The 25,801-nt window shown below is 63.3% G+C and carries 28 protein-coding genes and 1 pseudogene; 15 read left to right on the top strand and 14 right to left on the bottom strand.

Features of this window, described 5'->3' with window-relative positions:
* Positions 1-537 precede the first annotated feature (537 nt).
* Together RTS12_RS12435 and RTS12_RS12440 are read left to right on the top strand one after the other, a co-directional pair.
* Entirely contained in the window at positions 538-795 is a 258-nt protein-coding gene (locus tag RTS12_RS12435; protein WP_312528938.1) for a type II toxin-antitoxin system ParD family antitoxin, read from the top strand.
* Positions 792-1,091 carry a type II toxin-antitoxin system RelE/ParE family toxin gene (locus RTS12_RS12440; protein WP_035714942.1) on the top strand — a complete coding sequence of 100 codons (300 nt, stop codon included), beginning with the start codon at positions 792-794 and terminating at the stop codon, positions 1,089-1,091. The genes RTS12_RS12435 and RTS12_RS12440 overlap by 4 nt, the downstream gene beginning before the upstream one ends.
* 2 nt (positions 1,092-1,093) lie before the next feature.
* On the opposite strand, the gene RTS12_RS12445 is transcribed toward RTS12_RS12440, so the two are convergent.
* The 4 genes from RTS12_RS12445 to RTS12_RS12460 form a co-directional block, all read right to left on the bottom strand.
* Positions 1,094-1,834, bottom strand: a complete 741-nt coding sequence (locus RTS12_RS12445) for a UPF0149 family protein (RefSeq protein ID WP_312528946.1) — start codon at positions 1,832-1,834, stop codon at positions 1,094-1,096.
* 79 nt (positions 1,835-1,913) lie between these two features.
* Positions 1,914-2,840 carry a DUF2493 domain-containing protein gene (locus RTS12_RS12450; protein ID WP_312528948.1) on the bottom strand — a complete coding sequence of 309 codons (927 nt, stop codon included), beginning with the start codon at positions 2,838-2,840 and terminating at the stop codon, positions 1,914-1,916.
* A 315-nt stretch (positions 2,841-3,155) separates the two neighbouring features.
* On the bottom strand, positions 3,156-4,199 hold the full coding sequence (locus tag RTS12_RS12455; RefSeq protein WP_312528950.1) for a toprim domain-containing protein: 1,044 nt from the start codon (positions 4,197-4,199) through the stop codon (positions 3,156-3,158).
* On the bottom strand, positions 4,199-8,533 hold the full coding sequence (locus tag RTS12_RS12460; RefSeq protein ID WP_312528954.1) for a strawberry notch-like NTP hydrolase domain-containing protein: 4,335 nt from the start codon (positions 8,531-8,533) through the stop codon (positions 4,199-4,201). Before RTS12_RS12460 ends, RTS12_RS12455 begins: the two co-directional genes overlap by 1 nt.
* Before the next feature lie 752 nt (positions 8,534-9,285).
* On the opposite strand from RTS12_RS12460, the gene RTS12_RS12465 reads away from it, so the two are divergent.
* The 5 genes from RTS12_RS12465 (at position 9,286) to RTS12_RS12485 (ending at position 12,538) form a co-directional block, all read left to right on the top strand.
* On the top strand, positions 9,286-9,813 hold the full coding sequence (locus tag RTS12_RS12465; RefSeq protein WP_035746431.1) for a DsbE family thiol:disulfide interchange protein: 528 nt from the start codon (positions 9,286-9,288) through the stop codon (positions 9,811-9,813).
* Between the two features lie 110 nt (positions 9,814-9,923).
* A complete protein-coding gene (locus tag RTS12_RS12470) occupies positions 9,924-10,331 on the top strand; it encodes a TlpA disulfide reductase family protein (RefSeq protein ID WP_312528960.1) in 408 nt (135 codons plus the stop codon).
* A gap of 115 nt (positions 10,332-10,446) precedes the next feature.
* The gene (locus tag RTS12_RS12475) at positions 10,447-11,148 is read left to right on the top strand and encodes a cytochrome c biogenesis CcdA family protein (RefSeq protein WP_369796074.1); all 702 of its coding nucleotides are present in this window, start codon (positions 10,447-10,449) and stop codon (positions 11,146-11,148) included.
* A 4-nt stretch (positions 11,149-11,152) separates the two neighbouring features.
* Entirely contained in the window at positions 11,153-11,767 is a 615-nt protein-coding gene (locus RTS12_RS12480; RefSeq protein WP_312528967.1) for a class I SAM-dependent methyltransferase, read from the top strand.
* A gap of 111 nt (positions 11,768-11,878) precedes the next feature.
* Positions 11,879-12,538, top strand: a complete 660-nt coding sequence (locus RTS12_RS12485) for a cation diffusion facilitator family transporter (RefSeq protein WP_082849320.1) — start codon at positions 11,879-11,881, stop codon at positions 12,536-12,538.
* On the opposite strand, the gene RTS12_RS12490 is transcribed toward RTS12_RS12485, so the two are convergent.
* From RTS12_RS12490 to RTS12_RS12500, 3 genes are read right to left on the bottom strand one after another with little or no spacing between them, the layout of a single operon-like run.
* Complete coding sequence (locus RTS12_RS12490) at positions 12,522-13,775, bottom strand: cytochrome P450 (protein WP_312528977.1); 1,254 nt, start codon at positions 13,773-13,775, stop codon at positions 12,522-12,524. The two genes, RTS12_RS12485 and RTS12_RS12490, sit on opposite strands and share 17 nt — an antisense overlap.
* A gap of 3 nt (positions 13,776-13,778) precedes the next feature.
* Positions 13,779-14,279, bottom strand: a complete 501-nt coding sequence (lspA, locus tag RTS12_RS12495) for a signal peptidase II (RefSeq protein WP_036743586.1) — start codon at positions 14,277-14,279, stop codon at positions 13,779-13,781.
* Positions 14,276-15,130: a cation transporter gene (locus RTS12_RS12500; RefSeq protein WP_312528984.1), complete on the bottom strand. Its 855-nt coding sequence runs from the start codon at positions 15,128-15,130 to the stop codon at positions 14,276-14,278. The genes lspA and RTS12_RS12500 overlap by 4 nt, the downstream gene beginning before the upstream one ends.
* A 56-nt stretch (positions 15,131-15,186) precedes the next feature.
* On the opposite strand from RTS12_RS12500, the gene RTS12_RS12505 reads away from it, so the two are divergent.
* Entirely contained in the window at positions 15,187-15,531 is a 345-nt protein-coding gene (locus RTS12_RS12505) for a metalloregulator ArsR/SmtB family transcription factor (RefSeq protein WP_312528986.1), read from the top strand.
* Positions 15,528-15,716 carry a multicopper oxidase domain-containing protein gene (locus tag RTS12_RS12510; RefSeq protein WP_035746442.1) on the top strand — a complete coding sequence of 63 codons (189 nt, stop codon included), beginning with the start codon at positions 15,528-15,530 and terminating at the stop codon, positions 15,714-15,716. The genes RTS12_RS12505 and RTS12_RS12510 overlap by 4 nt, the downstream gene beginning before the upstream one ends.
* A gap of 340 nt (positions 15,717-16,056) precedes the next feature.
* Here RTS12_RS12510 and RTS12_RS12515 read toward each other — a convergent pair.
* Positions 16,057-16,570 (bottom strand): annotated as a pseudogene (locus tag RTS12_RS12515) (Arm DNA-binding domain-containing protein); the annotation flags it as partial.
* A 204-nt stretch (positions 16,571-16,774) separates the two neighbouring features.
* On the opposite strand from RTS12_RS12515, the gene RTS12_RS12520 reads away from it, so the two are divergent.
* The 5 genes from RTS12_RS12520 (at position 16,775) to RTS12_RS12540 (ending at position 20,567) form a co-directional block, all read left to right on the top strand.
* Positions 16,775-17,095 carry a hypothetical protein gene (locus tag RTS12_RS12520; RefSeq protein WP_312528989.1) on the top strand — a complete coding sequence of 107 codons (321 nt, stop codon included), beginning with the start codon at positions 16,775-16,777 and terminating at the stop codon, positions 17,093-17,095.
* A gap of 69 nt (positions 17,096-17,164) precedes the next feature.
* Entirely contained in the window at positions 17,165-18,661 is a 1,497-nt protein-coding gene (locus tag RTS12_RS12525; RefSeq protein ID WP_119746645.1) for a multicopper oxidase family protein, read from the top strand.
* 13 nt (positions 18,662-18,674) lie between these two features.
* Positions 18,675-19,289, top strand: a complete 615-nt coding sequence (locus RTS12_RS12530; protein WP_010400333.1) for a DsbA family protein — start codon at positions 18,675-18,677, stop codon at positions 19,287-19,289.
* A 93-nt stretch (positions 19,290-19,382) separates the two neighbouring features.
* Complete coding sequence (locus tag RTS12_RS12535; RefSeq protein ID WP_010400332.1) at positions 19,383-19,835, top strand: DUF305 domain-containing protein; 453 nt, start codon at positions 19,383-19,385, stop codon at positions 19,833-19,835.
* A gap of 81 nt (positions 19,836-19,916) precedes the next feature.
* Positions 19,917-20,567, top strand: a complete 651-nt coding sequence (locus RTS12_RS12540; RefSeq protein WP_010400331.1) for a L,D-transpeptidase — start codon at positions 19,917-19,919, stop codon at positions 20,565-20,567.
* A gap of 27 nt (positions 20,568-20,594) precedes the next feature.
* Here RTS12_RS12540 and RTS12_RS12545 read toward each other — a convergent pair whose 3' ends face one another.
* The 5 genes from RTS12_RS12545 to RTS12_RS12565 all read right to left on the bottom strand — a co-directional run bounded on the left by RTS12_RS12545 (position 20,595) and on the right by RTS12_RS12565 (position 22,542).
* The gene (locus RTS12_RS12545) at positions 20,595-20,867 is read right to left on the bottom strand and encodes a hypothetical protein (RefSeq protein WP_010400330.1); all 273 of its coding nucleotides are present in this window, start codon (positions 20,865-20,867) and stop codon (positions 20,595-20,597) included.
* Between the two features lie 38 nt (positions 20,868-20,905).
* Entirely contained in the window at positions 20,906-21,361 is a 456-nt protein-coding gene (locus tag RTS12_RS12550; protein ID WP_010400329.1) for a c-type cytochrome, read from the bottom strand.
* A 3-nt stretch (positions 21,362-21,364) separates the two neighbouring features.
* Positions 21,365-21,844 carry a DUF411 domain-containing protein gene (locus tag RTS12_RS12555; protein WP_010400328.1) on the bottom strand — a complete coding sequence of 160 codons (480 nt, stop codon included), beginning with the start codon at positions 21,842-21,844 and terminating at the stop codon, positions 21,365-21,367.
* A gap of 93 nt (positions 21,845-21,937) precedes the next feature.
* Entirely contained in the window at positions 21,938-22,261 is a 324-nt protein-coding gene (locus RTS12_RS12560; protein ID WP_010400327.1) for a hypothetical protein, read from the bottom strand.
* A complete protein-coding gene (locus RTS12_RS12565) occupies positions 22,261-22,542 on the bottom strand; it encodes a metal-sensitive transcriptional regulator (RefSeq protein ID WP_101459771.1) in 282 nt (93 codons plus the stop codon). The genes RTS12_RS12560 and RTS12_RS12565 overlap by 1 nt, the downstream gene beginning before the upstream one ends.
* A gap of 100 nt (positions 22,543-22,642) precedes the next feature.
* Here RTS12_RS12565 and RTS12_RS12570 point away from each other — a divergent pair, with 100 nt between their 5' ends.
* Positions 22,643-25,006: a heavy metal translocating P-type ATPase gene (locus tag RTS12_RS12570; protein ID WP_312529028.1), complete on the top strand. Its 2,364-nt coding sequence runs from the start codon at positions 22,643-22,645 to the stop codon at positions 25,004-25,006.
* Positions 25,007-25,652: 646 nt separating this feature from the next.
* On the opposite strand, the gene RTS12_RS12575 is transcribed toward RTS12_RS12570, so the two are convergent.
* The coding region (locus RTS12_RS12575; protein ID WP_312529030.1) for a DUF736 family protein at positions 25,653-25,801 on the bottom strand (149 nt) is incomplete at its 5' end.

The following is a 25,801-nucleotide window of genomic DNA, read 5'->3' on the forward strand; positions in this document are numbered from 1 at the left end:
AGAAAGTTCAACGACGCTGTTGCGCCGAGACGTCGAAGCGCGCTCCCGCGCGCTGATCTTCGGCCAGATCAGCCCATGACAGAGGACGCATGCGAGCGGTCCCGTCACCTCCAGAGAGACAGGAGACAGCGGCGATCCTGAAGGTACCGGCAGGAAGACCCGACAGGCAACCACCGGCGATGATCACCAAGACCACGAACATGTCAGTGCGCGCCCTTCCCCCTGACCTGCAGCCACGGGCACCGCACCGCATCAGACCGGATACTGGGCGGGCCACCTGATCGGCACCTGCCGCCCAAATGCTCGACCGGGAAAAGGGACAGGGCCGGAAGCGAGATCAGAGCGTGCCACTGGTCCGCGCAACTCACGACCAAGGTGGCCGGAAAGAGGGGAAGACTGATCCCTGCGCGCCCATGACGACGGGAAAATCCGACAACAATCCCGACGAAAGGCAAGAAGGCAGCGCCATGATCGCCACGAGGATTGATAACAGTTATCAAGCGTGGCATTGTGAAACCAGCAATAGCGGAGGTCGAGATGATCAGTGCCGATCTGGGAACACAGCTCGAGAGCTTCGTGGCAAAGCTGGTCGAAACCGGCCGCTACAATTCCAAGAGCGAGGTCCTGCGCGAAGGCATCCGCCTGATCCAGGAGCGCGAAGCCCGCCTTGCCGTGCTGGATCAGGCTTTAGCCCGGGGGCTCGCAGATGCTGATTCCGGGCGGGTCAAACCGGCCGGCGACGTCTTCGCGCGGCTTGCGGCCAAGTATCAGGCGATGGGCAAACCGGCGAAATGATCGTTGAGATCACCGCTGAGGCCGAAGCGGATCTGGAAGCCATCGGCGACTACATCGCACGCGACAATCCCGCACGCGCTATCAGCTTCGTGCGTGAACTCGGCCGAAGCTGCATGGAACTCGCCGAGTTCCCCGAGGCTTGGCCGATTGTCCCACGCTATGAGACGCAAAGCATCCGGCGCCGCGTTCATGGCCGCTACCTGATCTTCTACCAGATCCGCGGGGATCAGGTGACAGTGCTTCATGTCGTGAACGGCGCGATGGACGTTGACGCGATCCTGTTCCCGCAAGGCTGAGATCAGTGAACAGCGCCGCAGCATTTCTTGTACTTGCGCCCTGAACCGCAGCTGCACGCATCATTGCGACCGGGCTTCGATGCAGCTGAGGGTGCAGCAGTCAGATTGGTGGCCAGCGGCAGACCGGGCATGGATTTCGCCGTATGCGCCTTGGCGAAGGCGTTCAGATCCTCGACCATATCGGGGATCAGATCATGGGCCTCGCGCGACAATTTCGTAGCCTTCCAGCCTTTCCCTTCGGCGAACCCGGTCGAGATACTCGAGAGTTTGCCTGCGAGATCCAGCGCCTTCTTCGCCCGCCGGTCCTTGCTGTCCTCAATCAGATCCCAGGCGTCAGGCCGCAGTCGCATCGCCGCGACGAAACCCATCATCCAGAACTCCCAGATGATGTCCCCGTTGCGCTGATCCTCGTCGAGGACAGGGAAATACTCCCCCGGGATCATCAGCATTCCGGCGACGCGGTTGTAATGCGCCATGATGAGATCGAGAGCCGCCTGAAGCTCTTCGGCGCTGTCGAACTCCGGCGGGCCGCCAGTCCCCCAGACCTTGGCAAGCCAGACCGAGGGCGAAATCATTTCCGGACAGGTGATGAGACCCGCACAAAAGCCATCGAATTCGGCGAGGATCATCGGATCGTTGTCTTCGGGCAGTGCCGAAAGCACCGCATCGAGGCGATCAAGGTCTTCATCGCTATGCCAAAGTGCAATCGTCATCTTGAGCCTGCCGTCAGGGAGTACGTTCATGCCTTTCCTATACGGGTTCGCTTTGCTGCAAAACACCCGGCCGCAGCTCTGAGCCTCCGGAACCCGTATGGGGTGGCACTTACGCGCCACCCTTCGCCATACGGTAAACCGGGATGCCCATCTTGCGGGCCTTGTCGGCGAGGTTCTCCTGGATGCCGGTGCCGGGGAAGATGATGACGCCGATCGGCAGGCAGTCGAGCATCTGGTCATTGCGCTTGAAGGGCGCGGCCTTGGCGTGTTTGGTCCAGTCCGGCTTGAAGGCGACCTGCGGCACCTTGCGGTTGCTGGCCCAGGTGGCGGCGATGCGCTCGGCGCCCTTCGGGCTGCCACCATGCATCAAGACCATGTCCGGATGCTTTGCGTGGATCTGATCGAGACGGTCCCAAATCGTGCGGTGATCGGTGGTATCCCCACCCGAGAAGGCAACCTTCGGCCCCGGCGGCACCAGCATCTCGGTTTCCGCGATCTTTTTGGCGGCGAGGAAATCGCGACTGTCGATCATCGCGGCTGTCAGATGGCGATGGTTGGTGCGTGATCCCGAACGCGGGGCCCAGTGTGTGCCGGTCACGCGCAGGAAGATGTCAGCGGCGGTTTCGCGGAAGAGTTCCAGGCTCTCGCGGCGTTCGATCAGATTGCCGCCGATGCCGATCAGGCTCTCGAGCTGGACGGATTTGACCTCGCTGCCATCCTGCTCGCGCTGAAGGCGTTTCTGCGCCTGCTCGTTGTCATCCAGTTTGCGCTCGATCCGCTCGGCGGCGCGGTGGAAAGTGTTGACGGTCGACCAGAGAATTTCGTCGAGGTCGAAATCGAGGCTGGTATCGGCCATGGTAGAGATGAGGGCGTCGAAGATGTCGGAGACTGCGGTCTGGATGGCCTGGTCTTCGGGGGTGGGGCGGGGATCTGCCTCGCCCTCAGCGGGACGGTAGCCATAGAGCTGCATGTCCTCGATGATATGGCCGGTCGGGGAAATGGTGTGATCGGGCTCGAAACTATCCTGGGCATACATGGGATGCATCCTTCGGCTTGGACCGCGACCGTCGCGGCCTTCTGGCGACGACAAGCCCACGGGGGCTCCGGCCGGGCAGCCCGCGCATTCGCGGGCCCTGATGGCAAAGCCCGGCTGATTTGCTTCGCGATGTAAAGGCGGGGCTTGCCCCGCCGACGGAAATCAGTCGGGCGCCGCCATTGCCGGGCCGGAGCGTTTGTGGGCCGCTCGCCCTCTGAGAAGGCCTCGGCGCGGTCCTCTCGCCGAAGGGGGTTGCTTCCTCTGTCTGCCCGGGCAGGAGCGCGCCCGCCCGATCACCCACCCCGTTCCGGCGGATCAGCGAACGGTCATGAAGCGGCTGACGTCCTCGGGGGCGAGTTGCCCCCGGACCTGCGCCCGAAGTGCCTCCAGACCCGGCCCCGTTAGATCGTCGTTGAAATCCCCCAACATGGGCGAGAGCGTGATGGGTTCGATACCGGCCTCGTGCGCCCGGGCGATCAGACTGTCCCGCGCGCCGTCGCCGGCCGGATCATTGTCGCGGATGATATAGAGCCTGCGCAGAGTTGCCGGGAAGAGGATGGCTGCGAGATGTCCCGCCGAGAGAGCCGCGACCATCGGCATCTTGGGCAAGATCTGACGCAGCGAGAGCACAGTCTCGATGCCCTCCCCTGCCGCCATCACATCTTGCGCCTGACCAAACCGGACTGCGTTGCCGAGCAGGTCCCCCATCGCCTTGCGCGGCGGGTCGAGAGGCGCTTTCCCGCTGCCATCGCGGGTGAGCCAGGTGCGGTGGACGCCGGTGAGCTTGCCTTCGAGGTCGGTGATCCTGGCGATCAGCGCGGGCCAGGTCTCGGTTGGACCCTCGCCCCCCGGACGGTAATAGCAGTCAGGGTGGAAGCGGAGGCTGTCCGTGTCGCGCAGATCCGTCAGGCCGCGCTTGCGTAAATAGGTGCCTGCCAGCGTGCTTCGGATAGACCGGGATATGCGCCAGAGCCGGTCTGCAGCGTCAGATGATCCAGAGGGCGCCGGTGCCGATCTGTGCGTCTTCGCCTCTGGTACTGGGTCCATCTGCGGCAGGCTGAGGAACCGCCGGGCTTCCTCGGCAACATCGGCGAAGTCGCTGAGGCCAAGGCTTTCGCGGATCACATCGAGCAGATCACCATGCTCGCCGCTCTGTCCGTCGGTCCATTTACCGGCCGCTCCCTTGCCAGAGGCCGGGCCGGTGAGGCGGACGAACATCGACCGCCCCGGTTCATTGCGCACATCACCAACCTGCCAATAGTTGCCCTGTTTGCGGCCATTCGAAAGGTAGTGCCGGCACACCGCCTCGGCCTGCTGGCCGAGACGCTGCGACAGATCGGCGGCATCGATGCGGGCCATTACGCCGCCTCGCGCTCGGTGATGCGGCTGATCGGATAGACCGCCAGCAGCTTGCCGAGGATCTCGGTGCCATTCGCGCCGACCGGCACGAAAAAGCGCAGCTTCCAGGAGATGATCTCGCTGAAGAGACCCCAGGCCCGTAGCCGCTCGCGCATCGCCTCCGAGAAGCCGGTCAGTTCGATCCGGTTGGCGCCCATCACCCGCGAGCGGCGCAGTTGCAGGCCTTCGGCAAGATCGAGGACGGTCCGCCCGTCGAGCAATGCGGCGTAGGCCTGATCCGGGGTCAGGCTGGGGGCCCCGCTTGCGGTGGCGTTCGCGGCCCAGGCGGGCGAGACCCGGCGGCCGATGATCCGCTCGCCGTCATCGGTCTGCAGGCGATAGACGCGGGTTTCATCCTGCGGCAGGCGCTTCCAGACCGGAAGAAGTAGCCCCGAGACCACATGCAGCGTGGCATCCGAGAACTCCGGCACATCGGCTACCTCCGCGCGCCAGGCGGCCGCGAAGCTCTTTCTGTCAGTCTCAACCCAAAGCGTGTCACTCATCATCCTGATCGACATGCTGAAGGCTTCCATCGGCCGGATCAAGCGCACACGGCGTTCGATCTCGCCATCGTCTAGCATGATCGAGGTGGTCGGTACCTGCACGGCTGCCCTGCCAGAGCGGCTGTTGACCAGCAGCACGGCCCGTGGATCGTCCAACTCGTTGAGCGCGGCATCGAGCAGCAGGGGCGTGTTCCGCCGTCGCTCGGTGATGGTCAGGAGCCGGGTCTCAGCTCCGGTGCCGGGATGGGAGTAGATTACCTGCCGGTCGGTTACGGTGAAGCTTTCGGCCTTCAGCGTCTCGAGGCCCAGATCATAAATGCCGGCCGCCATCGCGCCCTCGACCTTCGCCTCCAGCAGCTGCTCGAAAGCAGTGAAGAGAATGCCTTGCAATTCGATGGTCAGCGCCAGCAGACGGTTGAGGAAGGTGGTGATCGGCGGCAATTCGTCCTTGATGCCGTTTGAGTCCATCAGCTTCAGGCCGGTGGCGGATTCAAACCGTTCCAGCGAGCAACCCTTGACCTTGCCGCGGACCAGCAGGAGGTAGAGCTGACGCAGAGCCGCCCGGGCATAGGGGCTTTCAAGATTGTCCTCGGGGCGGAACAGCCCCTGCCCGCCGGTCTGGCGCTGACCGCGGGTGATCGCCCCGAGCGTATCGAGGCGGCGCGCGATGGTGCTGAGGAAGCGCTTCTCGGCTTTCACGTCGGTGGCAATCGGCCGAAACAGGGGCGGCTGCGCCTGATTGGTGCGGTTGGTGCGCCCAAGTCCTTGAATGGCCGTGTCAGCCTTCCAGCCCGGCTCCAGCAGGTAATGCACGCGCAGCCGCTGATTTTTGGCCGAGAGCTCGGCGTGATAGCTGCGGCCCGTGCCACCCGCATCCGAGAAGACCAGGATGCGCTTGCCGTCATCCATGAAGGCCTGGGTCTCGGCGAGATTAGCCGAGGGTGCGCGGTTCTCGACCGCCAGCCGCGCTGCCGGGCCTTCGCCCTTGCGAATGATCCGCCGCGAGCGGCCCGTCACCTCCGCCACCATCTCGGTGCCAAAATGCTGAACGATCTGGTCGAGCGCCCCCGGCACCGGCGGCAGGCCCGCCAGATGCTCTATCATGGCATCGCGTCGGGATACCGCCTCGCGGCTTTCGACGGGCTGGCCATCGCGGAACACCGGCCGCGAGCTGACATTGCCTTCGCCATCACTGAACGGCTCGTAGAGCTGAACCGGGAAGGAATGCTGCAGGTAGCTCATGACGTACTCGCGAGGCGACAGGTCCGTGTTCAGGTCATTCCATTCCTCGGTCGGGATCTCGGCCAGCCGCCGTTCCATCAGCGCCTCGCCGGTCGAGACGATCTGGATGACGGCGGCATGGCCCGCTTCCAGATCTTCCGTGATCGAGCGAAGCAGGGTCGGCGTCTTCATCGAAGTCAGCAGATGGCCGAAGAAGCGCTGTTTGGTGCTCTCGAAGGCCGAACGCGCTGCGGATTTGGCCTGACGGTTCAGCGTGCCATCCGAGCCGGTGATGTTCGCCGCCTCCATTGCCGCGTCGAGATTGTTATGAATGACTGCGAAGGCCCCGGCATAAGAATCATAGACCCGACGCTGCTCCGCGGTCAGCTGGTGCTCGATCAGCTCGTATTCGACCCCGTCATAGGAGAGCGACCGCGCAGTGTAGAGGCCGAGCGAGCGCAGATCGCGCGCCAGCACCTCCATGGCCGCGACACCGCCGGCCTCGATCGCCTCGACGAACTCGGCCCGGGTCGCAAACGGGAAGTCTGCACCGCCCCAGAGGCCAAGGCGCTGCGCATAAGCGAGATTGTGCACCGTCGTCGCCCCGGTTGCGGAGACATAGACCACGCGCGCATCGGGCAGCGCGTGCTGTAGCCGCAGACCCGCCCTGCCCTGCTGCGAGGCAGCCACGTCGCCGCGCTCGCCCTTGCCACCGGCGGCGTTCTGCATCGCGTGGCTTTCATCGAAGATGATCACCCCGTCGAAATCCGATCCCAGCCAGTCCACGATCTGGCGAACCCGCGAGACCTTCTCCCCCCGATCATCCGAGCGCAGCGTCGCATAGGTGGTGAACAGGATGCCTTCCGACAGGGTGATCGCCTTGCCCTGCGCGAAGCGAGAAAGCGGCGTGATCAGCAGCTTCTCCTGGCCGAGCGCCGACCAGTCGCGCTGCGCGTCCTCAATCAGCTTGTCGGATTTGGAGATCCAGACCGCCTTGCGGCGTCCGCGCAGCCAGTTGTCGAGGATGATCCCGGCCGATTGCCGCCCCTTGCCCGCGCCCGTGCCATCGCCCAGCATGAACCCTCGCCGGAAGCGGACAGCGCCGGAAGCATCTGCGGCCGCAGCACTGATCGTGTCCAGCGTCTCGTCCAACGTCCAGTTGCCCGCGAGATGGTCGCTGTGCGCCTCGCCAGCATAGATCACCGTCTCGAGCTGCGCGTCCGAGAGACGTGCGCAGATGTCAGCGGGCAGAAGGGGCCGGTAGGAAGGACGGGGCGGCGCGACCGAGGCCATGGCCGCTGATTGCACAAGTTTGGTCGGATGCGGGGCCGTACCGGGAATACGGATCACCTGTAGGGCGTATTCTTCATAGATCGCGTCCGAGAGCCGCGCGGCTTCGGGGGGCGCCCAGTCCAGCGTCTCATACGCGAGTTCGACGGCGTTGGGACTGCTCAACGTAAGCCGAGCGGGCTGGGCTGCACCGACCCGAGCAAGATAGGAGCGCACCGTGCGGGCGGCGGCCGGTGCTGTTGGTGCCGGTGGCCGGGGCAGATCGACGATTGCGCGCGGCGGCACCTGGGCGGTGACCCAACCGAGCAGCGTCGCGACATCGGGCGCGATGCCCGAAGAGGCCGGGAAGGAGGAAGGATCCTCGGCCGGGATCTTATCGATCACGGTCAGCCGGGTGTCGAACGTGGTGCCGTGCTTTGCATAGACGGCGCCATCCACGGCCGCCGTGAACACCACGCGGCCATGCTCTTGCAGCCGGATGAAGGTCTCGCGCCAGGCCGGTGCGTCAGGTCCGAAGCCCGCGCCGGTGATCGCCACCAACCGCCCACCAGGGGCGAGCCGCGCCAGAGCAGAAACGATATGGCGGGAAGCAGAATCGGCCACGCGGGTTGTCACATTGGCCAGCACCGAGAAGGGCGGGTTCATCAGCACCACTGATGGCACCACTCCGGCATCGAGATGGTCGTGGATTTGCGCGGCATCGAACCGGGTGACAGGCAGGGCCGGAAAGAGGGCGGAAAGGAGATCCGCGCGGGTCGCGGCCAGTTCGTTGAGCGCGAGGCTGCCGCCGGCGATGTCGGCAAAGATTGCCATCAGGCCGGTGCCGGCCGAAGGCTCGAGCACGACATCCGCGGGGGTGATCGCCGCAGAGGTGAGGGCCGCAAGTGCGAGCGGAAGAGGCGTGCTGAACTGCTGCAGCGCCTGGCTCTCCTCAGAGCGCCTTGTATGGCTCGGCAGAAGGGCCGCGATCTTCGTCAGCGCCGCGAGACGCGCCTCCGGCGCTTCCGCTTTGCGGAACAGCACACGGCCAAACTTGCGCAGGAACAGTATCGTGGCGACTTCGCAGGCCTCGTAGGCGTCTTTCCAGTCCCAGAGGCCGGAAGCGTCTGAGGCGCCGAAAGCGGTTTCCATGGCACCGCGCAGCATCGTGCTGTCGATGCGCTGGCCGCGTTCGAGATGCGGGAGAAGCGCCTGCGCTGCAGCCAGAATGCAGGGCGCGGACAAAACAGGAGAGGGCGCGACCGGCGCTTGCGCCGTGGTCGCGGGGGACAGGTCGTTCATCTGGGAGATCCTCGGGAGAGCGGAACGCGGGACTGCCCCGGACAGCGCTCTCTCTCAACCGCCCGGAACCTGCCCGTTCCGGCCCCCTCTCGACCTCTCACGTTGATCGAGACAGGCCCGTAGCCTCGGCGCGATCGCCGCGGTACATCAATCGGCGCTCCCCGCCTCAGGCGGGTCCTGCGTCAGGGATCTATGCCCGACAGGGGGAAGACGGCGACGGTGGCTTCCGTCCGTCAGGACCTGAGCCCGGTCCCGGCTGCGCCGGGAGACGTCAAAATCAAGACCACGATCAAGAGGAGGAAGTCACCGCCCCCTCGTCGTAACGAGCCCATCAGCGACATTCGTACCGGCTGCAGCGAATGCAGGTGTAGCGTGAGCACTCGGCCCAAAGCGGACCTTCATCCCGACGCCGAGCGCCGCGTTGCAGCTTCTCCAGACCGGCCATTCGCTGCGGGTGCTCGATTTCTTTAGTGTCTGAGGTCAGCAATGCGGACGAAGGGGCCGTTCAGAGGTCTGAATTCAACGGCCTCTTCAGATACCAACCTTTCGCTGATTTCTTAGGAATCTAGACAGTAAGTATGGCTCGGGTCTGCGAAGCCGCGGCCAAGCCTCCCCCATCGTTCGGCATTGTGATCGGCGACGGTTTGCTTCATATCAGCGGTTGCTGATACCTTATTCCTTCCAAGCATTGATGGCAGGCTATGAGTTCGAAGGATACCCAAGAAAAGCGGCGCCGGAGCGGACGGCCGCTCATGATTTTGCCTATTCTTCTGTTTGGGTTGCTGGGCGTAGTCTTCTACTGGGGCCTCTGGAACAACGACGACCGGTTGCCCTCGACGCTGATCGGAAGACCAATCCCGGAATTCGCGCTCCCGCCCATCGAAGGGCGGCAGGACGGCCTAGCCTCGGCGAACCTGCTAGACCAGGTTTCTCTCGTCAACGTCTGGGCGTCGTGGTGCGTCCCCTGCCGCACGGAGAACCCGCTTCTCGTCGATCTTGCCGAAGCGGGCACCGTTCCGATCTACGGTATCAACTACAAGGACGATGCCGAGGAGGCGCTGGGTTTCCTCGAAGAGCTCGGCGATCCCTTCACCCGCATCGGCGCGGACCGATCAGGCCGCGTTGCGATAGACTGGGGCGTCTATGGAGTGCCGGAAACATACATAATCGACGCCGAGGGGCGCATTGCATACAAGCATGTCGGCCCCTTTGATCAGGCCTCGCTTGAGGAGGACATTCTGCCGGTCGTGCGCCGGTTGCAGGCTGAGAGCGACCCGTGAGGCGACGTGACGTCCTTGCCGGAGTCTTGGCGCTTGCGGCAAGCCCTGCCTCCGCCCGACCACCGATCCCTAATCACGGGACTCCGCGTGATCTCCTGTCGCCGCCTTTCGTGGATGGAGATGGACGGAATCTGACGCTGGCGGACTTCGAGGGACGTGTCGTGCTTCTGAACATTTGGGCGACCTGGTGCCCGCCTTGTCGCGAGGAGATGCCGACGCTCGACGCGCTGCAAGCGCGCCTCGGCGGATCGGATTTTCATGTTCTGCCGCTGTCGATCGATCGGGCCGGTCTCGAACCTGTGCGCCGCTTCTACCGAGAGACCGGCATTCGCAACCTCGATCTCTATATCGCGGAGGATACGCGCGCGATGCTGGCCTTGGCCGTGGTGGGCCTGCCGACAACGATTCTGATCGACCGCATTGGGCGCGAGCGCGGGCGCCTCGCAGGCCCGGCCGAATGGAACAGCCCCGAAGCCGTTGCGCAGATAAGCGCTCTTATTGACGAACGTAAGCAATAGGACATGGAAAAGCACGACGACCGCGCCAGCCGTTCCGCTCCGTGCGCACACGTGGTGGCGGTCTACCGATCAGTTTGGAGATGTGGATTTGATTGAACTTTCCGCTCTTGGACTAATGGCGGCATTGCTGGCCGGTGCCGTTTCCTTTCTGTCGCCCTGCGTGCTGCCGCTCGTGCCCGGCTACGTATCCTACGTTGCCGGACGTACGGTCACCGGCAGTGCAGCGCCTTCGAAGGGGCGGGCCGTCTGGCTCAGCTTCTGTTTCGTCCTTGGCTTCTCCACGATATTCATCGCGCTTGGGGCCTCTGCCACCGCGCTCGGTCAGGCGCTGCTGCAGTGGCGCTACGAACTCAACCTCGTCGGCGGCGCGATCGTGATCCTGTTCGGTCTGTTCATGATCGGGGCAGCGCGCCTGTCGGCCATGGAGCGCGACCTGCGTTTCCATCTCGACCTGCCGGGCGGGCAACCGGTCGCCTCCTACGTGCTCGGACTCGCCTTCGGTTTCGGCTGGACACCGTGCATCGGGCCGATCCTCGGCGCCATCCTAACCGCCAGCGCGACAAGCGCGACGATTGGCGAGGGCGTCGCATTGCTTGCCTTCTACTCGGCCGGCCTTGGGATCCCGTTTCTGGTCGTCGCGGGGTTCACCGACAGTATTGCCGGCAGGCTGCGCGGCATCGGTCGTTGGGGTCGCCGCCTGCATCAGGCTGCGGGCGGCGTCATGATCCTGATGGGCCTGGCGATGATGACCGGGCGGTTGAGCGCACTGGCCTACTGGCTGCTGGACACCTTCCCTGTCCTTGCGCGGATCGGGTGAACAGATGCGACTGTACGAGAAACATATCCTCCCTCGGCTGACGCATCTGGCGATGGGCCAGGATCAACTTCTTCCCTACCGGCGCCGCGCCGTCTCCGGGCTGCATGGACGTGTGCTGGAGATCGGGATCGGCTCGGGCCTGAACCTTGCGCTCTACCCCGAGGCCGTGCGTCAGATCATCGGTGTTGACCCGTCGCCCGAACTCCTCTCTCGGGCCGCGCAAACCTCCCATGGCCTGATGCCCGCGGCCGAGATGATCGAGGGCGTGGCCGAAGCATTGCCGCTGGAGGATCGCAGCGTCGATTGCGTCGTCGCCACCTGGACACTCTGCAGCGTTTCGGAACCGGAGAAGGCTCTCGCCGAGATCCGGCGCGTTCTCAAGCCGGATGGCGTCTTCCGCTTCGTCGAGCATGGCCTGGCGCCCGGACCCCGTATCCGGCGCTGGCAACGCTGGCTGACGCCTGTCTGGAAACACTGCGCCGGGAACTGCCATCTTGACCGCCCGACGGCCGACTTGATCGAGACAAGCGGCTTCCGCATGGAGCGGCTCAACACCGGTTACGCGACAGGTCCGAAGCCCTTGGTTTTCATGTATGAGGGACAAGCTCGCCTCTACTGAGGAAGCTTGGAAACAGGACAATCTCGGCTTTCGATCCGTGGCGCAACTGATGGCAAGGTAGCCAATTCTCGCCTCGAACTTTCGCCGAAAATTTTGCGGTGATGAGGTGTTATGAGCAGTCATCAAGATAACCGGCAGGCCAATCTGACGCGCGGCATCCGGGTCGAGATCGCCAGCCTCGTCTACAACATCATCGAGGTCGTCGTATCCGTCACCGTGGGACTTCTGACCGGCAGCGCAGCGCTGGTGAGTTGGGGCCTCGACAGTACGGTCGAGGCCACCTCGGCTGCGACTCTGATCTGGCGCTTGAAGAGTGAGGTGGACGGTGCCGACAAGCGCACGGTCCTGCACCGCAAGAAGGTCGCGCTCTACGTGGTTGCCTGTGCCTTCTGGATCGTCGTCGCGGCGATCCTCTACGAGGCGGTCTCCGCCTTCATTTCGCAGAAGGCGCCGGGCTTCAACTGGTGGGGTATCGCGATTCTGGGTGCTTCGCTCGTGGCCAACCCGTTCCTCGCCTGGGGCAAGTATCGCTACGGCAAGCGGCTCGATGCGCCCGCCCTGAAGTACGATGCCAAGGACACCATGATCTGCCAGTATCAGACGATCGTGGTGTTGGCCGGGATCGGTCTGACGCAATGGATGGGCTGGTGGTGGGCCGACCCGGTGGCGGCGCTTCTGATCGTGCCCTACGTTGCATGGGAGGCGTTCGAGGCCACGAAGGATGCGCGGTCGGTCGATCCGGACGAGGGCGAAGCTACTGCCGAGGCCTGACGTTACGCATGATGAACCGAGATTTGGGCATGGGCGGCAGTTCTCCGGTTTCCAGATCCAGATCCAGATCCTGATCCGGCACTTCGTAGTCGATGGCGTTCACGAAGAAACTGCAAAACGCCTTCATCTGGCTGATCGCGATCCACTCGCCCGGACAACGGTGGTTCCTGTGGTGATCGCCACCGCCCTGCGGAATGAACTCGTAGGGAGTGACCTCCCGATCGTGAAACCGCTCGGGCCGGAACTCTTGCGGCGCGTCCCACGAACGAGCGTCGGTATTCGTGCCGTAGAGGTCGAGCAGAACCCTGTACCCTTTGGGAAAGCGATATCCGCGCCACTCGAAATCGCTCTTCACCCGTGCCGCAACCGCGGGAAAGAACGGATACAGACGGCGGACCTCTTGCACGAAAGGTTCGAGCTGTCCCTCGTCGTCCTTCAGCTTTTGCCGCCACTCGGGATGCCGATGTAAAGCATGCGCCGCCTGAACTATGAACACGGATACCGCGACGGTCGGGCGCAGGACATTCAACAGCTCTACGGCGGCCACCCTGGGGGTCAACAACTCCCCATCGAGATCGCGCCATGTCGCGATGATATGAAGGGCACTTTCCTGCGTCGGCTGAAGCTCACCATCGCGGACCTGTTGGATTAGCCGTGCTGCCCATTTTTCCAGGCGGTGGCGCGCCAGACGCGCGCGCCAGTGTTTGGGGCCAAGGGCCCCGGCGTCCTGAAAAAGCGCTGTAAGCTGCGCCCTTCGGGTCGCCACCTCAGCTTCATCAAGCGGCACCCTGGCCCAGGCGCAGACAGCTCTTGTGAGCATTTCGCGCACTTCGTCATAGAGGACGACCTCGTTCCTCGCCTCCCAGTCCGGCGCATATTTGTCCAACATGTGAAGCGACGTGCCCTGAAGCGCGGCGATCCGCTCGGTCCCCATGAGTGACATGAACATCTTCTTGCGGTGCTGGTGGGCAGCGCCGTCCAATCCCTGAACGCCGCCTTCGCCCAGCAGGGTCTTCTGTATGCGGCCCGGCATCGAGCCCGCGCGGATCAGTTTATCCTCGGAATAGAAAACTTCCGCAGCTGCGGCACCAGTCATGCAGATCGTCTTTTGAAAGAGGATGCGGGTCTCGAACAGGTCGCCCTCAAGATCGCGGCATGTGTCCGGAATGAACCCATATGGGTTGCGCAGCAGGGCAAGCGTGCTGTCGATGCCCTTTGCGGATGGAATGCTGGACATCGATTATTTCCCCGTAACGTTTTCTTCTCGGTGGTTACGTTCGGGCTTGTTCTGCGCCGAGCGGAAGCTGTCCCAGAACAGCAGGACTGCACCGCAGAAAATCGCCACATCCGCAAGATTGAAGGACGGCCAGTGGTATGTTCCGTAATGGAAATCCAGAAAGTCTGGGACGGCCCGATAACGCAGCCGGTCGAGGACATTGCCGAGCGCGCCGCCGATGATCAGACCGAGAGCGGCAGCCGTCAGCCTGTCCGGCGCGCGCCACAACCAGATCAGCAGCCATGCCACGATTACGGCAGCAAGTGCGATGAGACCCCACCATGGCACGATCCCGCCCAACATACCGAAGCTGACGCCATCGTTCAGAACCCGCACGAGATTGAGAAAGGGCAGAACCTCGACTCCGCGCTCAAGCGCCGGTGTGTTCAGGGCAAGCGCCTTGGTGCCCTGATCGAGACCAAAGGCTGCGATCGCGCAAAGCCCGCCCAGAAAGCGGCTATTCATGCCGGCGCCTTCAGATCGCCCCGCGCGTCGCGGATGATGGCCCAAGCGGAGTGCAGGAACAGTCCGGCGATACCGAAGGCGACGATAAGGTCGGGCCACGCGCTGCCCAGCCACGCCACGAGACCGGCGGCGATGACGACCGCCGCATTGCCGATAGCGTCGTTGCGCGAGAACAGCCAGACAGCCCGCATGTTCGCGTCGCCCTTGCGGAATCGCAGCAGCGGCAGAACGGAGACGACGTTCACGACAAGGGCGATCATACCGAGCAGGCCCATGAGACCTGCATCCGGCGTCGTCTGTTCGAAGACCCGGACGATGGTCGTGCCGAGGACGCCAAGACCGAGGAGCCCGAGGAAGATGCCCTGGATCAGAGCCGACCGTGCCCGCCAAGCGAGGCTCCAGCCGATGGCCAGCACGCCGAGGAAGGTGATCGCGCCATCGCCGATGAAATCGAGCGCATCGGCCTTCACGGCCTGCGATCCGGAAATGAAACCGCCGATCATTTCGAGGACCCCGTATCCCACGTTCAGGATCACGACGATCCAGAGGGCACGGCGGTAGGCCGGGTCCTGATGGGCAGGATTCGGCGGAATGTCTTCATCGCCCTCGATCCGGTCGAAGCCATAGCCTGTCACCGCGACTGCCTTTTCGATGTCCGGCAGGCGCACTTCGGGTGCAGTCAGTGTCATGATGTGCGTCGCGGCCGACACTTTCACATCGCCGGGCGCGACCCCGGCTGCCTGTGCCGCCCGCTCGATCTGCGCGGCATCCTTGGCGCAATCCATACCGGAAACCCGGTAACGGACGGGCGGGACATCTGCCGTCGATCCGGCATTTTCGGTGTTGGCCATGGTCGCGCTATTCCTGCTAGGATGAATCGAAGAACAACATATCAGCGAGGAGTGATATGGCGCAATTGGTCGATGACCGCAAGAGCGCAACCATCGAGCGACGGGCGAAGCTGTTCCGCGGCTTCGCGGACCCGAGCCGCCTGGCCATCCTCGGTGCACTTTGCAACGAGCCATTGGCCGTTCACGAGCTCGTCGAGCGGACGGAACTATCGCAACCCAACGTCTCCAACCATCTGAGGTGCCTGCTGGAGTGCGGGCTTGTCGCCAGCGATCGCCATGGGCGTTTCATCCGCTACCGTATCAGCAGCCCGCGCATCACGGTTCTTCTGAGCGATGTGGACGCACTTCTCGACGTGGTCGCAGAGGGCGTTGAGGCGTGTGACAATTATCGTGAGGCGTGAGTCAGAACGGACGGCCGGTCGACTCGGCACAGATCGGTTGGAAAGATGTTGTCCGTGTGCAGGGTCCGACCGGAATCCTGCTGAGGTTCGACAAGCTGGCTTCGGAAGAGACACCATTCATGTATCACTGCCACATCCTCGAACACGAGGATGCGGGCATGATGGGGCAGTTTACGGTCACATAACAGGACCCCACCCGCTCGACACCGGGCGTCGTCAAGAGCTTACGTCTTCTTGCGGCGTTCTATCAGGTGCCGGTGTCGCCTTGTTGAAACGCATTACGGAGTATGTCTAGACCCGAACGGAGAACACCTCGCTAAGCTGCGGGTCCGCCGAAGCGGCCGTCCAGTCGCTCGGCAGCATTCGTCAAAAACGGCCCAGAGCGGCCTTCTGCGCTCGGTTCGTCGCTGCATTGCAGCAATCACCAGACCTGCCATTGCATGCTTGGCGCAGCATTTTACGTTGGCCCATTGACGGCAGGCGGCAACCACTTACTTCCGACCACGATTGTTGATCCCCCAGTGGCAGCCACCGTTCGCGCGGGTTCTCGATCCGGCGGCGGAAGCCCGATGCCGGATTGTCCTCACGCCAGCCCAGCTATGCGCATAGGTGAACATCTTTCGGAGCACCTCGCCGACCCGGTTGGCGCACACCGGCGTTGGTTTCGATCCCTTGAGCTTGCGGGCGCGTCCCTCCCGTCTTCCTTCACGCCCAGCGGATCGCCCACAGCATCTATGTCGCGGCGCAACTCCTTGGCCGGCTCCCGCGCCGCCGCCGTCGACCATTCCGGCCAACGCCCCAGCGTCATCCGCCGCCGCCGCCCGGCATAGCGGTAGTCCAGCGTGAAGGCCCGGTTGCCCGAGCGGTAGATGCAGGTGACAAATCCCCGAACCTCACTGTCAAAAATCTGGTAGTCCCGACCCGGTTCCCGTGCCGCCTTACTTACTGATTTCTCGTTCAACCTCAATCGTTTCACCGTACCCAGCGTCTCCTTCTTGCATCCCACTTGAGGCTCAGCCTCGCGCGCAGGGCAAGTCATATATCGCCACTCAGACCGGCGGGGAGGCGGAAGGTGGCAGAACCCCGGGGGAGGGCTGCCGGTCAATGGCTCAGAAGGGAAAAAACTACACCCTCTGTTGATTACTCCGTGAATTGCAACGAGAGCCTGTCCTGCTTATTGTCAAGCTAGTTGCATAGGTTCCAACTCAACCACATGATATGCCGCGCGATATGTTCTCTGCTTGTGGTCCTGCTCGTGTTCGCGGGCGTGACGCAGCATGGGCAAAGTGCTGGCACAGCCGGACTTTCGGCCGATCACTTTGTCGCTTCGATCAGCAATCCCGGCGACAAAGGCGGGCATGAGCACGGCTCTTCGGGGGAAACCTCTCGGCACGATATGACCGATGCCTGTGCGATTGTATGTGTTGGCACACCTACGCCTTGGCTTGCTGCCGCGCAATTTGCGCCTGTTGAGACCGAGCATTCGCTGAAATGGCACTCTATAGCGGTGACACGTGAGGGCCGTCTGGTCGGCCCCGGATACCGCCCTCCGAAATCCATCTGAACACTTGCTTGCCGCACCTTTCAAGGTGCCGAACATGGTTCGCCCTACGGGGTCTTATGGATTATTCATATGACTTGCACACTGAATCGCCGCGGCTTTCTGACCGCATCCGCTGCCATGGCCGCAGCTTTTGCCACCCCGCGCGCGGGCTTTGCGCAGCCAGCCGCGCTGGCATTGCAGGCAACGACGCGCACGCTTGACATCGATGGCCGCGCCGCCACGGTTTTCGGGCTGATTAACGGCAACGGAACGCCCGGGCTGATTCTAGACCCCGCCCAGCGTTTCCTGCTGGACCTGAACAATGATCTGACCGAGCCGACGATCATTCATTGGCATGGACAGATCCCGCCGAACGCGCAGGACGGCGTTCCCGATATGCCGATGCCGCTGCTGCAGCCAGGAGAGACGCGTGCCTATGATTTTGAGGCCGCAGCAGGCGCGCACTGGATGCACAGCCATGTGCCCATTCAGGAGATGCAGTTGCTGGCCGCACCCCTGATCGTCCGCCGCCCCGAGGATCTGCGAGCTGATCGGCAAGAGGTCACCATGTTCCTGCATGATTTTTCCTTCCGCCCGCCGGAAGAGGTGCTGGACGAAATCCGCTCGGGAAAGGGGCATGACGAGGCCGCCGAAGCCGAATTGTCACAACCAGCCGATCCCCATGCCGGTCATGACATGGGGGGCGGTATGGCCATGGATGGGATGTCGGAAATGGGCGGCATGTCCATGCCCGGTATGGCCGGGATGCAGATGGACCTGAACGACTTCGATTTCGATGCCTATCTGGTGAATGACCGCACCTTGAGCGACCCGGAAGTTGTGCGGGTAGAAAAGGGTGGCCGGGTCCTGCTGCGGGTCATCAACGGGGCTGCGGCCACGGTATTCTGGCTCGACAGCGGCGAGGTTCCGGGTCGGCTTGTTGCGGTGGATGGCCAGCCGGTGCAGCCCTTGCCAGGAACGCGCTTTGGTCTGGCCATGGGGCAGCGCCTGGATATCGAGCTTGACCTGCCCACCGGAGGCGGCGCATGGCCGATCCTTGCTCTGCGCGAAGGCGCGCAGGAGCGCACCGGCCTTATCCTTGCGACCGCTGGCGCCAAGGTGCCGGTCATGCTTGGAATGGCAGACGAGGCCGCACCTGCATTCGATATCGACCTTGCACAGGAAGCCGCCTTGCGGGCCGTTGCTCCGCTGACGGAACGAGTTGCCGATGCATCACCCATGGTGATGCTGGGCGGGCAGATGCAGCCCTATCGCTGGACCATCAACGACCGCGTGTTCGAGGATCGGATTCCGGTTACGGCCAAAACAGGCCAGCGGGTCGAGATCATGTTCCACAACATGTCGATGATGGGCCATCCCATGCATCTGCATGGCCATCATTTCCAAGTTGTCGCGATCAATGGCAGACGGTTTTCCGGTGCATTGCGCGACACGGTCTATGTGCCGCCCATGTCGATGGTCACGGTGGCGCTGGATGCGGGCGAGGCGGCGGAATGGATGCTGCATTGTCACCACATGCCGCATCTTGCCAGCGGCATGATGACGACGTTCGCGGTCTCGGCGTGACGGGAGTGACATGATGTTTCAGCGACGCATGATCCTGACCCTGGCCCTTACCGCCCCGGCGATGGCCATCGCACCGCGCCTATCTTGGGCTGGTCATTCGCTTCCACCCGAATTCCGCAGGCAGCTTGAACATGACGCGAATGCGCCGATCTTCGGCAATCCTGACGGCGATGCGACTCTGATCGAGTTCTTCGACTATAACTGCCAGTTCTGCCGTGCGATGATGCCAGTGGTGGATGCCGTGTTAGGAGCCGATCCCGGCTTGCGGATGGTGATGCGGGAATGGCCGGTCTTTGGCGAGGGTTCGGTTTTCGCGGCCCGCGCGGCGCTGGCGTCGCGCAAGCAGGGCCGCTACGCCGACTTTCATCGCGCCTTGATGAGTCAGAAACCCCGGGCCGAAAGGGCCAGCGTCCTGCGTGTTGCGCGATCCATGGGTTTAGACACTCAGCAGTTGCAGCGCGATATGGGCGGCCCGGAGATTGCCCAACATATCCAGCAGTCCAATGCGCTGGCCGAGGCGATGGGGCTTGTCGGCACACCCACCTTCATCGCCGGATCGGATTCGCGCTTTGGCGCCATTTCATCAACGGAACTGGCCGAACTGGTTGCGGCCTCGCGTGGCAATTGAAGCATTTCACGAAAGGACAACGCTATGGATAATTCTGATCGACACAATAGCCACGGAAGCCAGAGCGGCGGAAGCTATGGCCGTTTTGCGGCGATGATCGCTACCTCGACGGTGATCATGTTCGGGCTGATGTATCTGAACACCTGGGCGATGGATCATGTCTTTTTCAGCCAGACCCGGATGTGGATGGCGCTTTACATGGGCGGCGCCATGGCGCTGATCATGCTGGCCTTCATGCTTGGGATGTATCGCAACCAGCGCGCCAATATGACCGTCGCAGGCCTTTCAATTCTGGCCTTTGCCCTCGGCCTGTTTCTGGTTCGCAGTCAGGCAACGGTCGATGATACCGCCTGGATGAAGGCGATGATTCCGCATCACTCGATTGCGATCCTGACATCCACCCGCGCGGATATCTCGGATCCTCGCGTGCGGGCGCTGGCGGACAGCATCATCGAGGCCCAGACGCTGGAAATCGCGGAGATGAAGGCGCTGATCGCCGATCTGGAAGGCGGGCCAGCGGCGACGCCCGAGGTCGATGGGCGCTGATGCGATACGGTTCGGCAATCGCGGATCCCGCTGCGCTTGCCGCATTCATCTGAAGGTACAACCATTACGAGGAGCAATCACATGCTGACACGCAGACATTTCATCCGAACGACGACGGCGCTGTTCGCGGCCTCCGCCGCCAGCCCGCTTATGGCCTCGACCTGGCCCGACGCGGCGCAGAAGGCCGCCTGGGATGCCGAGGTGGAAGCCGGCGGCCCCAATCCTTGGGGCCTGCACCAGCGTTTCCTGCCGCAGCGGATTGTCGCGAATGACGGTCTGGTGCCGGGCGATATCCATGTCGATGCCGTGGCCCGATACCTCTACCACATCGAAGAGGGCGGCACGGCGATGCGTTACGGCGTGGCCATCGGCCGGGGCGATCTTTACGAGCCGGGGACCTATACAATAAAGCGCAAGGCCGAATGGCCGCACTGGACCCCGACAAGGAACATGATCGAGCGCGAACCCGAGGTCTATGCGCAGTATGAAAACGGCATGGAGCCCGGTCCCCGGAATGCGCTCGGGTCACGGGCGCTTTATCTCTATCTCGGCGAGCGCGACACCTATCTGCGCATTCACGGCACGCCGTTTCCGACCTCGATCGGCAGCCGCGCCAGTTCCGGCTGCGTCCGCATGGTCATGGCCCATATCAACGGACTCTATCCACGCGTCCAGATCGGCGCGACCGCCTATCTCTATTCGCCGGAGGGCAGCGTGACGGCCATCAGCTGAACGGTCGCCCTCTGGCGAGGCCGGGCGTCAGGACGTACGCGCGTTGCAGATATGGTTGCCGTTGGCCGCCCGCAGCGGCACCAGCGTCGTTTCGACCGGCCCGACATGATAATACCAATAGCAATCATCCGCCGGGTCCAGCCGCGCCGTTGTCAGGTCCTGGTTGGGGCCGGCGATGGCGACGACCTCGTTCGGAATGGGATACGGCGAGGCCGCTTCGGCAGCGATATCGGGCGCCTGGGCCGCGCATCCGGCAAGGACGAGCAGCGTCAGGGCGATGGCGGCGGTTCTTTTCTTCATGGGAAACTCCTTGGCTATGGTGGTGTCGCGCCGGGGTGTTACGGCGCGCTGTCCTTGGTGATGCGGCTCTGGATTGCCCGTTCCCGTTCAGGCCAGGTAGATTTGATATAGGCCAGAACGGCGGCGATTTGGTCGTCACTCATGACATCGCCGAAGCCGGGCATGTCACTTTTATACCCATCGCCGACCACGGCGGCCGTGCCGTCGCGAATGATCTGTACCAGAAGCGCGTCGGCGTGATGCCATGTGTGACCGGTCTCGTCATGCGGGGGCGCCGGATAGCGGCCACTTGCGAGCGGGGTCTGCCAGTCCGGCTGGCCTTCCAGATCGGCGCCGTGGCAACTGGCGCAGTTATCGACGTAGAGCCGCTGGCCAAGCGCGATCACGGCCTGATCCTGCGCGGCTGTTCCGGTGGCCCCGCTGCCGCGCCAGAGGATCAGGATCGCAGCGGCCAGACCGACCGCTGCGATGAGGATGAGTGCGTTGCGCGTCATCTGCTACCCGTCCAGCGGAAAGGCGCGACCGTCACCGGCAATGCCGCCCCAGGCGATGACCTCGGCGGTGGCCTCGACCCCGCCACCCATGCCCGGCGAGTCGGCGGGCATCCCCGGCACGGCGATCCCGGTAATGTCGGGGCGCTGTTCCAGAAGCTGCCTTATGGCCGCGAAGGGCACATGGCCCTCGACGATATAGCCGCTGATCCGGGTCGTGTGGCAGGACCACAGGTTTTCGGGCACAGCGGCGTCGCGCTTCATACCGACATAGTCGCTGGCCTCAGTGATCTCGACCTCGAACCCCGCCTCGATGGCCAGATCGGCCCAGGCGCCGCAGCAGCCGCAGCCGGGGTCCTTGGTGACACTCAGCAGGTTCGGCTTTTCGTCCGAACCGATGGCGGCAAAGGCAAGGGTAGAGGCTGTCGACAGTATCGCCGCGACCGCAAGGATCGCCCCGCGACGCGAGAAGTGATGATTGCTCATATCTGATGTCTTTCAGGATATTGCGCGCCGTAGGGTCATTCATCCCTGTCATGGCGCAGTTGATCGGCTTGTGGCCCCTCGGGCCATGTGGCGTCAGAGAGCAGCGGATCGCGGAGGGGGCAGCGGCAAGCGCGGCCTGGCCGATTTCATATCTTGCAGCGGGGGAAAGTGTCGGATTCGGCGTGGCAAGCGGGCCGCGTTGGGCGTGATTTCGGCATTGCCGATGGCGGCACAGGCCGCACAGTCGCCATGTGGAGAATCCGGCTGCGTGGTGCAGCATTCATGCGCGACTGGCGACGCGGATGTTTCGGCCATCGAGGCCATCGACGATGCTTCCGCCGAGGCGGCGCCGGTCAGGGCCAGTGGCATCGTCACCGCCAGCATGACGGCAAGCAGTGCCGATAGCAGGAACCGCATCAGTCGCGTACCTTTTCCATCAGTTCGACGACCTCGCGGAACATCACCCGCTGACGGTCCTGATCGCCGGATTGGATCGCGTCTTCCATGCAGCTTCGCGCGTGATCCTCGATCAGCAAGCGTTCGACGCCGCGCAGGGCAGACCGGATGGCGGCGGTCTGGTTCAGGATGTCGACGCAATAGCGCCCATCCTCGACCATGCGCGAGACGCCCTGCACCTGACCGTTCAGGCGGGAAAGCCGCTTCAGGATCGCGTCTCGGTTCTGCTTGTCATGCGCCAAGGAGGGCTCCGAACTTCAACATCTGAGGCTTGTGCTATACCCTCAAGGGGTATAGAGCAAGTCTGATATACCCCCTATAGGTATTTGCCGGGAGAGAGTCATGGACCACAATCACGATCATTCGCATGGGCATCACGATCACGGGACACACGGTGGTGCACCGGCACAGGCTGATCCCGGCAAGGCCATCGACCCGGTTTGCGGCATGCAGGTGACGATCAAGCCCGAGGCCCGGCACCGCGACTATGAGGGACAGACCTTCTATTTCTGCTCGGACGGTTGCCAGTCGAAGTTCGACGGCGATCCGTGGTTCTACGCCTCGGGCGCGGCGGCCAAGGTCGAAAAATCCGCCCCGGCAGGCACGCAATGGACCTGCCCGATGCATCCCGAAATCGTCCGCGACGAACCCGGCGCCTGCCCGATCTGCGGCATGGCTTTGGAGCCGATGATTCCCTCGGATGAACCCAGCCATGAACTGACTGATTTCACCCGGCGGCTCTGGGTCAGCGTGGCCGCTGCGGTGCCGTTGTTGATCCTGACGATGGGCGAGATGGTGGGCATTCCGGTCCGTGACTGGATCGGGCACCGCACCGCCGTCTGGCTGGAGTTCCTGCTGGCCACGCCCATCGTGCTCTGGGCGGCGCGGCCCTTCTTTCAGCGCGGGTTGGATTCCTTCAAAAACCGCTCACCGAACATGTGGACGCTGATCTCGCTGGGTGTCGGCGCGGCCTATCTCTATTCGCTCTTCGCCACCTTCCTGCCGGGCATCTTTCCCGAGGAATACCGAATGGGCGGCATCGTCGGCACCTATTACGAGGCTGCGGTTGTGATCGTCGCCCTGGTCTTTGTCGGGCAGGTGCTGGAACTGCGGGCGCGGGAGCGCACCGGCGATGCTATCCGGGCGCTGATGGATCTCGCGCCCAAGACCGCTCGGCGCATCCTGCCCGATGGCACGGAATATGACGCGCCGCTGGAAAACATCACGGCAGGCGATCTCTTGCGCGTGCGGCCGGGCGACAGCGTGCCGGTCGATAGCGAGGTGGTCGAGGGCCGTTCTTCCGTCGATGAAAGCATGATCACGGGCGAGCCGGTGCCGGTCGAGAAGGTGCAGGGCGACCGCGTGACCGGCGGCACGATTAATAAGAACGGCACGCTGGCGATCCGCGCCACCGATGTCGGCGCCGATACGGTGCTGTCGCAGATCGTCCAGATGGTCGCCGGCGCGCGACGCTCCAAAGCGCCTATTCAGGGGCTGGCCGACCGGGTTTCGGCGATCTTCGTGCCTGCGGTGGTGGTGATCGCCATTCTGGCCTTTGTCGTCTGGCTGATCTTTGGCCCCAGCCCGTCCTATGTCTTCGCCATTGCCTCGGCGGTTTCGGTGCTGATCATCGCTTGTCCCTGTGCGCTTGGGCTGGCGACGCCGATTTCCATCACCACGGCAGCGGGGCGCGGCGCGCAGGCCGGCGTACTGGTCAAGAATGCTGAGGCACTGGAACTGATGGCCGATGTGGACACGCTGATCGTCGACAAGACCGGCACGCTGACCGAAGGCAAGCCCGCGCTGACCGATGTGACCAGCTTCGGCGACGTGGCCGAGGATGAGTTGCTGGCCGCAGCCGCCGCACTGGAACGCGCATCCGAACACCCGCTGGCCGAGGCGATCGTCGCGGGCGCCAAGGCGCGCGGGCTCAGCCTTGGCAATGGCGAGGAGTTCGAGGCCGTCACCGGCAAGGGTGTGATCGGCAAGGTCGATGGCCGCGATGTGGCGCTTGGCAACAACGCCATGATGACCTCGCTTGGTATCGACTGCGACACCGGCGAGGAGACTGCGGACCGCCTGCGCGGCGATGGCAAGACCGCCATGTTCGTGGCGCTGGATGGCAGGCTGGCGGGGCTGGTCGCCGTGGCCGACCCGATCAAGTCCACCGCCGAGGCGGCGATCCATGACCTGCACGATCTGGGCATCAAGGTGATCATGGCAACCGGCGACAATGAACGCACGGCGCAGGCCGTGGCATCAAGACTGGGCATCGACGAAGTCCGCGCCGGGATGCTGCCCGAGGGCAAGAAGGATCTGGTCGACGGGCTGCGCGCCAATGGCCGCAAGGTCGCCATGGCCGGCGACGGGGTGAATGACGCGCCGGCGCTGGCGGCGGCGGATGTGGGCATCGCCATGGGCACGGGCGCCGATGTGGCGGTCGAAAGCGCCGGGCTGACCCTGCTGGGCGGCGACCTGACCGGCATTGTCCGCGCCCGCAAGCTCGCCGTGGCCACCATGCGCAATATCCGACAGAACCTGTTCTTTGCTTTCATCTATAACGCAGCCGGGATCCCGGTGGCGGCAGGGCTGCTCTATCCGGTCTTTGGCCTGCTGCTATCGCCGATGATCGCGGCGGCGGCGATGTCGCTGTCCTCGGTCTCGGTCATCGCCAATGCGCTGCGGCTGAAACGGGTGAAGCTATAGGGTTGAGGAAGCGGCGTGTGGGTTTGAAGTTTCGGTTTCAGCCCGATCAGGGTAGTCCAAAACAGATGACGCGGCTTTCCATCTGGGCGACGAAATTAATGACGACCGTTGTCAATGTGAGTTTTCTTCTCAGCGAGCCCTCTCTTGCTGGCAACGCATGGGCCGCACTTTTGTTGGCGGACTTACGATGCTGGAAAAATCATCTACCTCAACGCCACCTCAATCCTTGGCTGCAGTTTTCGTGCAGATTGTTCCGTCGGATGTCGCTCACTGCAGTTGAGCGTCGACGTGGAAATCGCAATAAATCAATCGATTGTCGCGTAACATTCTGAAATTACGGGGTTCCCGAATTTCGCCTCTGATCTGCTCATATCCTGAAGGTCGTAGGTTCAAATCCCGCCCGACCAGTAGCTCGTGCCGGTCTCTCGTGATCTTGCCCCTGAATGTCGGCTTATTTACAGATTGTTGCCAATGCTGCGCCGCACTGCCGCAAGTCGGCTCTCCGCCCCTCGGTGCCATTCGAACGCTGACCAAGACTGCGATACTGCAGCTGCAGCGAATGGCAGCAAGGTCCGCAAAGCAGCCTACCAAGGCGAGAAATTGTAAAGGCCCCGGTCTTTCGACCAGGGCCTTGTCGTTGGGGGGATTACTCCCCCCGGCGGCTGTTTGGGCGTGACCAGATCAGGCTCGAGCCCTCGCCGTCCTCGTCATCGAAGAGGTTGGCGTAGATCGGGTGTGAGAAGCTCGGATCGTCCAGCTTCAGGCCCAGATAGTCCCGCCCCTCGTTCGAGCGCT

This window comes from Paracoccus sp. (in: a-proteobacteria) (assembly GCF_032007265.1).
Classification (GTDB): Bacteria; Pseudomonadota; Alphaproteobacteria; order Rhodobacterales; family Rhodobacteraceae; genus Paracoccus.

What these genes read in the sequence shown, in the direction of transcription:
- RTS12_RS12555 (WP_010400328.1), bottom strand. Translation starts at nt 21,844, where the DNA reads ATGAGCAATCATCACTTCTCGCGTCGCGGGGCGATCCTTGCGGTCGCG.
- RTS12_RS12445 (WP_312528946.1), bottom strand. Translation starts at nt 1,834, where the DNA reads ATGAACGTACTCCCTGACGGCAGGCTCAAGATGACGATTGCACTTTGG.
- RTS12_RS12460 (WP_312528954.1), bottom strand. Translation starts at nt 8,533, where the DNA reads ATGAACGACCTGTCCCCCGCGACCACGGCGCAAGCGCCGGTCGCGCCC.
- RTS12_RS12485 (WP_082849320.1), top strand. Translation starts at nt 11,879, where the DNA reads ATGAGCAGTCATCAAGATAACCGGCAGGCCAATCTGACGCGCGGCATC.
- RTS12_RS12545 (WP_010400330.1), bottom strand. Translation starts at nt 20,867, where the DNA reads ATGAAGAAAAGAACCGCCGCCATCGCCCTGACGCTGCTCGTCCTTGCC.
- RTS12_RS12455 (WP_312528950.1), bottom strand. Translation starts at nt 4,199, where the DNA reads ATGGCCCGCATCGATGCCGCCGATCTGTCGCAGCGTCTCGGCCAGCAG.
- RTS12_RS12505 (WP_312528986.1), top strand. Translation starts at nt 15,187, where the DNA reads ATGGCGCAATTGGTCGATGACCGCAAGAGCGCAACCATCGAGCGACGG.
- RTS12_RS12490 (WP_312528977.1), bottom strand. Translation starts at nt 13,775, where the DNA reads ATGTCCAGCATTCCATCCGCAAAGGGCATCGACAGCACGCTTGCCCTG.
- lspA (WP_036743586.1), bottom strand. Translation starts at nt 14,279, where the DNA reads ATGAATAGCCGCTTTCTGGGCGGGCTTTGCGCGATCGCAGCCTTTGGT.
- RTS12_RS12540 (WP_010400331.1), top strand. Translation starts at nt 19,917, where the DNA reads ATGCTGACACGCAGACATTTCATCCGAACGACGACGGCGCTGTTCGCG.
- RTS12_RS12535 (WP_010400332.1), top strand. Translation starts at nt 19,383, where the DNA reads ATGATCGCTACCTCGACGGTGATCATGTTCGGGCTGATGTATCTGAAC.
- RTS12_RS12480 (WP_312528967.1), top strand. Translation starts at nt 11,153, where the DNA reads ATGCGACTGTACGAGAAACATATCCTCCCTCGGCTGACGCATCTGGCG.
- RTS12_RS12550 (WP_010400329.1), bottom strand. Translation starts at nt 21,361, where the DNA reads ATGACGCGCAACGCACTCATCCTCATCGCAGCGGTCGGTCTGGCCGCT.
- RTS12_RS12465 (WP_035746431.1), top strand. Translation starts at nt 9,286, where the DNA reads ATGATTTTGCCTATTCTTCTGTTTGGGTTGCTGGGCGTAGTCTTCTAC.
- RTS12_RS12450 (WP_312528948.1), bottom strand. Translation starts at nt 2,840, where the DNA reads ATGTATGCCCAGGATAGTTTCGAGCCCGATCACACCATTTCCCCGACC.
- RTS12_RS12500 (WP_312528984.1), bottom strand. Translation starts at nt 15,130, where the DNA reads ATGGCCAACACCGAAAATGCCGGATCGACGGCAGATGTCCCGCCCGTC.
- RTS12_RS12435 (WP_312528938.1), top strand. Translation starts at nt 538, where the DNA reads ATGATCAGTGCCGATCTGGGAACACAGCTCGAGAGCTTCGTGGCAAAG.
- RTS12_RS12570 (WP_312529028.1), top strand. Translation starts at nt 22,643, where the DNA reads ATGGACCACAATCACGATCATTCGCATGGGCATCACGATCACGGGACA.
- RTS12_RS12560 (WP_010400327.1), bottom strand. Translation starts at nt 22,261, where the DNA reads ATGCGGTTCCTGCTATCGGCACTGCTTGCCGTCATGCTGGCGGTGACG.
- RTS12_RS12475 (WP_369796074.1), top strand. Translation starts at nt 10,447, where the DNA reads ATGGCGGCATTGCTGGCCGGTGCCGTTTCCTTTCTGTCGCCCTGCGTG.
- RTS12_RS12440 (WP_035714942.1), top strand. Translation starts at nt 792, where the DNA reads ATGATCGTTGAGATCACCGCTGAGGCCGAAGCGGATCTGGAAGCCATC.
- RTS12_RS12525 (WP_119746645.1), top strand. Translation starts at nt 17,165, where the DNA reads ATGACTTGCACACTGAATCGCCGCGGCTTTCTGACCGCATCCGCTGCC.
- RTS12_RS12530 (WP_010400333.1), top strand. Translation starts at nt 18,675, where the DNA reads ATGTTTCAGCGACGCATGATCCTGACCCTGGCCCTTACCGCCCCGGCG.